Raw genomic sequence first — 5,922 nt, 5'->3', positions numbered from 1 at the left:
ATAAAAAAAATATGATATTATTAATTTGTCCGATTTAGGGGATTAGTTAAATGGTATAATAGGAGTCTCCAAAACTTTTGTTGGGAGTTCGATTCTCTCATCCCCTGCCATTTGTAAATATTTTCGAACTTTTGAGAAAAGTATTGAAATTATAATATATTTTAAAAAATTCCATTTGCTGAAAAGTAATGGAATTTTTTTATTATAAATGAAAAATGATTTATTAGTTTACGATGATTATATTAAATTCAAAATTTATAATATTATAGATGAAAATAATGAAGAATAATAAAAAAATTAAGTAGATATATTATTTCACTAAAATATAGAGTATTGTATAAAAAATATGTATACCTCAGAATCGTTAAAATTTTTATTTATCTTATATTTATTTTTAATAATTAATTTTGAAGTATCTATTTCATATATCCTTATGAAATAATCAAAGTGTTGATTATATTTATATAATATAGAAAAATATTCATCAAAAGTAATACAATCGTTTAATGGATATTCATATTCACTTTCCATTTCTTTTATTAACCATTGGTATCCTTTTTGTATACTCATTATTTGATTTGAAAATTTTGTTTTAAAATTTTAATCAAAATAATTTCTCATTTTTACCAGTCTATATAAATTCTTTGAATATCTCTTTTATATAAGTATTATTAATCCAAAAGCAATGTTTTGTATACTCTGTTGCACCTGTTAATTTATCAGGAACCGGTAATTTACACACATCTTTTGCATTTCTCCCATGTGGTCTTACATGACATACAAGATTTTCACTCATACCAACAAAGTTAGTTGTTCTATACCCGTTTTCAATTGATTTAACTATATTACCACTTTTAATAGTATTGTAAGTTTTCTTCCACATTTCCATAACAGATGTTTCAATATCCATTTCAGGCATATTCCATAATTTAATTCCCTTAAATACATATTCTCCATTATCCATTTTAAATATAAAGAACATATACTTTGTTGTTTCAAGTTCTTCTTTTAAATCAGAAGTTTCCCAATCTTGTTTAACTAATTCAGTATATTTAAAATATGGAAATGAAATTGACTCTTTAATTCTTCCATTTTCTTCAATTCTAATTGTTTTAGGAATAATTTTTGCCTTTTGAAATTCTTCTGTTTCTGCTAATTTACTTTTAACATTAAACATTCTACTTATGATTATGTTATTTATATTTTTAGCATTAGATTTTAATTCAAATTCATTCATTAGTTCCTTTTGTGTTTTACCTTTATATTTATTGACCACGCCTTCAATAAATTCATTAAATGTATTGGTTGTTCTTTTTAGTACTTTTTCAACATTTGAATAATCTCCAATATATTTTCGAACTAATTGAGTCATATAAGAATTTTTAAAGCAAAAGGCTCTTTGCATAGCAGGAATATCGTTAAATGGTTGCTCTCTTGTTGAAGATGAATTAGCTCCTTTAGAACATGCTCCCAAATACATAGTGTCTGCTTCTGATATTTCATGAGCTTTGCCATCTTTGATTTTTTGAATAATAAAATTCCAGTCTTCTTCTATTTGCTTTAAGTCTTCATTTTTTTCTAATTCTAATAATTGTTCGTGTGTAATTATTAAATCTTTTTTATCTTTATTTGCTTCCCATAAATACCATAGTAACTGTATTTTATTGTTTTTATACCAAAAATGACTACTTCTAAAATCATTTTTATATTCAGTCATGTAATCTATAATATTTAAAACTAATCTTTCTTTAGCAGATAATTTACCGTTTTTAATTTTTTTATATGGGGTTACCTTTAGTTCAATTCCTGCTGGCATAAAATCTGGTTCTGAATCATTATTGTTATCCATACCAAATAAATATTTTTCAACCAATTGACCTAATCCACCTTTATTGGCGTCTTTATTTTCTATAGTAATTATTTCTTCATTCAAAATATCATTAATTGATTTGCCAATTGCTGATTTAGATATTAGTTCAATTTCTTGTCTATTATATAATCTACCTTTTTTCATAAATTTCTCCTTTTGATCTTGTTTTAATTTCAAAAATAATATAAAATATTAATATAGAAATGTTGATCTTCTCTAGAAAATTTAGTATAATATTTTCTAGTAAGGTTGATCTTTTTAATCAATTATATTATAATATAATTAGTATTAATAAACAACAAAATGGAGGTACAAAAATGAAAAAGACATGCGTAGAATTATTTGCTGGTGTTGGCGGATTTAGATGTGGGTTAAATAAAGTTTCATTAGAAGATGATAAAGTAACGGAAAATGGAAATTGGAAATTTCTATGGGCAAATCAATGGGAACCTTCAACAAAAACACAAGATGCTTATGATTGCTATGGGACAAGGTTTGGTTTTAAAGATGTAAGTAATATTGATATATTTGAGGTTAATAAAAAAGAAATTCCTGACCATACATTATTAGTTGGAGGATTTCCTTGTCAAGATTATTCAGTGGCTCAAACATTATCTAACAGTAAGGGAATTGAAGGTAAAAAAGGAGTTTTGTGGTGGGCTATTGAAGAAACATTAGCAATTAAACAACCTCCGTTTGTATTATTAGAAAATGTTGATAGATTATTATTATCTCCTGCTAAACAAAGGGGAAGAGATTTTGGAATTATATTAAGAAGTTTTTATGAGAATGGATATGATGTCCAATGGAGAGTTATTAATGCAGGTGAGTATGGATTGCCACAAAAAAGAAGAAGAACATATATTTTTGCGTATCATAAATCAACTAATTATTATAAAGAAATGCAAAAACTAACTGATAGCGATATAATTTTTGAAAACGGATTATTTGTTAAACAATTTCCAATAAAAAAATCGTATGAGTCAATCGCTAAATCATGTATTTCAGATTATAAAGATATAATTGAAGTAAGTAATATGTTTAAATGTGAATTCTATAATGCTGGTGTTATGAAAAATGGTGGAATATATACAGTTAAAACAAAATCTGATTTTAACTTAATTTATCCATTAAGAAAAATTAGAGAAGAAAATGAAGTTGATGAAAAATTCTTTTTAACTGATGCACAAGTAGAAAAGTTTGCATTCTTAAAAGGAAGCAAAAGAATTCCTAGAGTTAAACCAGATGGTACCCCTTATTATTATACAGAAGGTGCTATGCCTTTCCCTGATAATTTAGATGCTCCAGCTAGAACTATGTTAACCAGTGAAGGTGGAGTTAGTAGAACTACTCATGTTATAGAAGATTTCAAAACTAAGAAACCAAGATTGTTAACTCCAGTTGAATGTGAAAGAATAAATGGATTCCCTGATAATTGGACAAATACAGGCATGACACAAAAGAAAAGAAACTTTATGATGGGTAATGCCTTAGTAGTTGGTGTAATAGAAAAAATCGGTATAGAAATAGAAAACATTATAGATAAAGAAAATTAAAAATGTTATAATTAAAATAACTGAGATATCATTAAAATTATGATATTTTTTTCTATTGTGTTGATCTTTTAAAAATCGCATGATATTATTTAACTGAATGGAGGAGTTTTATGAAGTGTAAAATGTGTAATTGTGTTAAAGGAAAAAGATTTTGTACAAATATTAATGGCGAAATTTGCAGTTTATGCTGTGGAAAAAATAGAAATTTAAAAAAGTGTGATTCACTTTGTCCATATTTTCCACATGAAAAATTTGAAATGATAAAAACAGATGGTATTACTTTAACAGAGGTTGGACGTGGAAAAGTTTTTAAATTTAGTGAAAGTCTATTTATTCCTAATATTTATGAATATATAGCTATTAATATTTTTGATTTAAAAATAAGTGTTAAAAGTTCAACTTTTGTATCTTTTAAAATAAAATTTAATTTAAAAAATAACATTGAAAGACAAATATCTAAAGATGAAATATATTATAGTGACAATTGGAAAAGTGATGATACTAATTTATTTCCCTTTCTTCAAATATATACACTTGGGGCTGGTGAAGTAGTTAATATTAAATTTTTAAAATCAGATTGCAATTTAGATTACAGAATTGATAATAATCATAGTGATACATGGTTACCTTTTTCTTTTATAAAAAATGAGATAATTGATATTAATGACAAGAAAAAATATAATTTACCTAGTAATTGTAATTTTGCTCCAGTAACGCATGGAAAGTTTTTTGTAGGAAAAAACAGCACTTTTTATGCTAATTTAGATTTAAGTATTGATTATGATTTAACTTTTGACATAGAATATAATAAAACTTCGACTGTTGATAATAAATTGTGTATTCCTTTTGGATTAATGTTTCCATTTAAATTAGTTAATTTTCATAATTATTCTTATAGTATAGTTGAGGATTTAGAAATAAAAGATACTTCACTTATACAATTATTACTTCCATTTGATGAAAAGAAAATCAATTGTTTTTTAGAACCATTAGAAAATGATAATTATTTATCATCACCATCATTAATTAATTATAATTTTTTTAATATCGAGAATCAATTTCATTATGATAATTATTGTATATTAAATCATTTGTTGTATTTAAATAATAATGATTCTTCTATTGTTAATGTTAATTTTGGAAAATTTCCAATATTTTCAAGTATATATGACTCTTTTAATAAAGTATATGATAATTTTTATTCTCCTTTAGCTGTTTCTATTTTCAATAATACTCCACAAACAAAAAAATATATAATTGAGGCATCTATGTACGATTTATCATTTAAATATGAGTCGGAAGTATTTGTAGAAGGTTTTAAGTGTGAAACCTTTAATATTGCCCCACAATTAATTGATGATAAAGTTAAATCATTATCTTCAAATTGTGAAAAAAATATTAATGTAAAAGTATATTATAAGGATAAGTTGATTTGTAATAAAACAAATTTATTCTTAGTATATCCTAATAATATTTTTATTGAAAAAATTAGTAATAATCGAAAAGATTTTGAAATAGATTTTAGATCATTTTTAGCTAAATGGATAACTCCTAACTGTAAGGAAGTAGATAAAATAATTTCTGATGCGACAAAAAATATGGATATGCCTGGAAATGTTTCTAATCAAAATATTATTGAGTCACAAATAAAAAATATATATGACATATTATCTGAAATGAAATATGCTATTAGAAGTACTAGTTTTGCCGAAGGACAATATCATACTCAACGAATTAATTATCCTAAAGATACTTATAGTTTAAAATCTGGTAATTGCATTGATTTATCTTTGCTATTAGCCAGCTGTTTTGAAGCACTAAAATTATCTACTTATATATATTTAATACCTGGGCATGCTTTTGTAGGTGTCAAAATCAATGATAGTTATTCTGTTTATATTGAATCAACAGTATTAGGAAAAAAAGAATATTATGAATCTTGTGAAATTGCTAGGGAAAAATATGATAAATACTTTGTTGATAATCAACCTAGGGATAATAATTCTTTTGTTTTAGATTTATCTATTGCAAGAAAAAGTAATATATTTCCGGCAAATTAGATTTTTTCAAACATAAATTATTACGCTATGATGTTTGTAGCAAGTGGAACTTCTGTTTCATTTTATAAAAAGGTATGGGTTGAATACTTCAATATTCTCCGTGCCAGGTAAATATTCGCTATGTAGCGATTTATATATATTAGTTTTAGAGTATTAGCTCTAGATTTTTTTAATATTAATGTGTTAGTTTTAATAAAAAAATATGGAAATAATATTTCATTAATATTTTTATATGAATTTTTGTGTAAAAGTAGATGAAATTTTTGAATAATTGTTATTAAATTGGATTAATAATAATATGTATACAATTAATGTATTATAGGTTATAATTGAATTAGGAGGAGAAAAAAATGAAAAATAAAATTTTAATAGGGTTAACATGTTTATTTGTATTAATTTGTACTGTAGGGTGTGCAAATACAAAAGAAAACACAAG

The 5,922-nt window shown here is 24.3% G+C and carries 4 protein-coding genes and 1 tRNA gene; 3 read left to right on the top strand and 2 right to left on the bottom strand.

What is annotated here, in order from left to right; translation table 11 throughout:
- Window positions 1-36 precede the first annotated feature (36 nt).
- Window positions 37-110 (top strand) — tRNA-Trp (locus tag ACWI69_RS11630).
- Between the two features lie 208 nt (window positions 111-318).
- Here the strand turns inward: ACWI69_RS11630 and ACWI69_RS11625 are convergent.
- Complete coding sequence (locus ACWI69_RS11625) at window positions 319-570, bottom strand: hypothetical protein (protein ID WP_448821999.1); 252 nt, start codon at window positions 568-570, stop codon at window positions 319-321.
- A gap of 61 nt (window positions 571-631) precedes the next feature.
- Entirely contained in the window at window positions 632-2,014 is a 1,383-nt protein-coding gene (locus ACWI69_RS11620; RefSeq protein ID WP_448821998.1) for a Sau3AI family type II restriction endonuclease, read from the bottom strand.
- A gap of 173 nt (window positions 2,015-2,187) precedes the next feature.
- On the opposite strand from ACWI69_RS11620, the gene dcm reads away from it, so the two are divergent.
- Both dcm and ACWI69_RS11610 read left to right on the top strand, forming a co-directional pair.
- A complete protein-coding gene (gene dcm / locus ACWI69_RS11615; protein ID WP_448821997.1) occupies window positions 2,188-3,426 on the top strand; it encodes a DNA (cytosine-5-)-methyltransferase in 1,239 nt (412 codons plus the stop codon).
- Between the two features lie 257 nt (window positions 3,427-3,683).
- On the top strand, window positions 3,684-5,486 hold the full coding sequence (locus ACWI69_RS11610; RefSeq protein WP_448821996.1) for a hypothetical protein: 1,803 nt from the start codon (window positions 3,684-3,686) through the stop codon (window positions 5,484-5,486).
- Window positions 5,487-5,922 lie beyond the last annotated feature (436 nt).

It is taken from the genome of Cetobacterium sp. (genome assembly GCF_977044495.1).
The sequence above is the reverse complement of the archived record's forward strand: the minus strand, read 5'-3'. Positions and strand labels throughout refer to the sequence as shown.

What these genes read in the sequence shown, in the direction of transcription:
- ACWI69_RS11625 (WP_448821999.1), bottom strand. Translation starts at nt 570, where the DNA reads ATGAGTATACAAAAAGGATACCAATGGTTAATAAAAGAAATGGAAAGT.
- ACWI69_RS11620 (WP_448821998.1), bottom strand. Translation starts at nt 2,014, where the DNA reads ATGAAAAAAGGTAGATTATATAATAGACAAGAAATTGAACTAATATCT.
- dcm (WP_448821997.1), top strand. Translation starts at nt 2,188, where the DNA reads ATGAAAAAGACATGCGTAGAATTATTTGCTGGTGTTGGCGGATTTAGA.
- ACWI69_RS11610 (WP_448821996.1), top strand. Translation starts at nt 3,684, where the DNA reads ATGATAAAAACAGATGGTATTACTTTAACAGAGGTTGGACGTGGAAAA.